At 41.9% G+C, this 2,376-nt stretch carries 3 protein-coding genes; all 3 read right to left on the reverse strand.

All coding sequences use genetic code 11. From position 1 onward, the window contains the following. Positions 1-750 (reverse strand): cysteine desulfurase family protein (locus AC1DWN_RS32225; protein ID WP_477562921.1); only part of this gene is annotated, 750 nt, incomplete at its 3' end. 93 nt (positions 751-843) lie between these two features. Then, positions 844-1,524, reverse strand: a complete 681-nt coding sequence (locus tag AC1DWN_RS32230) for a lytic transglycosylase domain-containing protein (protein WP_477562922.1) — start codon at positions 1,522-1,524, stop codon at positions 844-846. A 299-nt stretch (positions 1,525-1,823) separates the two neighbouring features. Then, positions 1,824-2,376: YwaF family protein (locus AC1DWN_RS32235; protein ID WP_477562923.1), on the reverse strand; the 553-nt coding region annotated here is incomplete at its 5' end.

Raw genomic sequence — 2,376 nt, forward strand, 5'->3', positions numbered from 1 at the left:
TCGCAGCGCCTTAGCTGAAGCAACAATACCCGGAACGTTATGAGTGCCAGGTCGTGAACCACCCTCCTGAGAGCCCCCAGTAAGCAGTGGATAGAGTGTAATTCCCTCTCGGACATAAAGATATCCTACACCTTTTGGTCCACGGAGCTTATGTGCAGAGCCGCTTAGAAGGTCAATGCCCCATTCTTCCAGCTCTATAGGCAGTTTGCCCAAGCTTTGTACGGCATCGACATGAAAAAATATTTTATTATAGGATTTCAACAATCGTCCTATGTCATCAATCGGTTGAATAGATCCAATTTCATTGTTGATATGCATGACACTAACCAGTATAGTCTCGTCCGTTAAAGCTTCGATTACTTGTTCAGCTCGAACATGTCCAAATTCATTTACAGGCAAATAGGTTACACGGAACCCTTCCTGCTCTAATTGACCAAACGTATCATAAACGGATGCATGCTCAATTTGCGTTGTGATGAGATGATTACCACGACTGCGATATTGCTTAGCAATCCCTTTCAGAGCCAGATTATTCGATTCTGTTCCTCCAGAAGTAAATATCCATCTGCCGTTCGTCGTATGAAGTTGTTCCTTAATTAATGTACGTGATCGCTCGATTAGCTTATTTGCATTCGCTCCGGCACGATGAATGGATGATGGATTCGCATATTGCGTTTTCATCACCTCCATCATTGTTTGGACCACCTCTTCATATGGAGGTGTTGATGCGCAATGATCAAAGTAAAGCATATGAATATCTCCCTTCCTTCATAAAAAGAAAAAGATCAACGATAGCCTCTGCAGCTGCTGCAGAACGCCATTTCGTGATCTAATTGACGCTAACTATCGAGCATTAAGTACTTTGGAAACATAACGCTGAGTTTCTTCGGGTAGCGAGTTCATACGATTCATAAGCTGCTCATCTGTCTGTATGCCTAGTCTGTCAATACGCCCTGGTCCTGCATTATAAGCAGCTAAAGCCACCTGTTCATTACCGTTATATTTCCGCAACATTAAAGATAAATACTTTGTTCCTCCATCAATGTTTTGAGCAGGGTCGAAGGAATCGGTTACACCTAAACCTCTTGCTGTCCCATCCATAAGCTGCATTAAGCCTTTGGCGCCTGCATGAGATTGAACATTTGGATCAAATCCGGATTCCGTTTTTATTACAGCTTGAATCAAAGACGGGTCTACACCATATTTGGACGAAGCCTGCTGAATAAGAGCATCATAAGTGCCTGAACCAGCCACTGCTGTATTTGTATTGTAATCGCTATAAGAGATGTTCGTTAAGCCGTTAAGCCCAGATAGCTGTGATAGTGCTTCCATAGGCAATACAGAAGTATTAGTACCGCTTTCTGAAGACATGTCCGACATATATTGTGACAGTAAGCTATCAAATAAAGTTGTCGAACCATTGCCGCTTAATGAATTCAAGGGACTTGAAGTGGATTGAAAATCAAGACTTGGCGCAAGCTGAAGCTGCAATATTGTTTTTATAGTACGTGGGTCGATACTCATAATATCCTCCTTGATGTAAAGTCCGATTTATGTATAGTTTTCGTAGCCATTGTTCGAGAGACAATTATTCATACTCTTTATATTATATCGGTTTTAATTGTACATGTTTTTAGTGCAATCGACCAGTATAAAAAAAACGGATCGTACCCACATGAGGTAAGGTCCGTTCATTACATTTATTAGATATATTTAAAATTACTTAAATACTTTTACACGCTTATCAATCGCTTGGAGTTCCTTCTCGCCGGCTTTTGCAGTCATCTTACCGAAAGGCATTTGAGCATAGAGAGAAATAAGTATTACCAATGCTTCTTTCGGTGTATAAAGTCAAATAAGGAAATCACTGCAAGTAACAGCAAGCATATCAATAAAACAACCATTTCAAGCTCCAGTAAATACCATGGCCACGGGGATAGTAAGTCAAGAAGCGAGCCTGTGCCGGGCTTACCAGCGAGGAACATGAAGTTAGTATGGCCTGAAACTACATTCGTAAGGAGTGCCGGAAGAGCCAACACATGCAGCCATAGCAATGCACCTAACAATGATTTAAAATCTGGGCGATAACGCTCGACTACAGTAATATAGATGGCCGTGCTAATAATTCCGATATGAGCAAGAAAGAATTGAAAGTATCTGAAGTCTGGATATGTCTCGTCTAAGTTAGGCGTTAACAGCGCTTGCAGAGCACCCATGCTTCCTAGAAAAAAGATAATCGCGTAAAGCCTCTTGCTTCGCGTAATTAATAGGACAGCTGACAGTAGCAGCGTCAGACTGCATAGTTGAAATGGCAGTGAGCCAGCATCCCAACGACCCGCGAGAACATACGACAATTGAAGTGAAGCCTCGCAGCAT

It is taken from the genome of Paenibacillus sp. P4_A7, assembly GCF_056402455.1.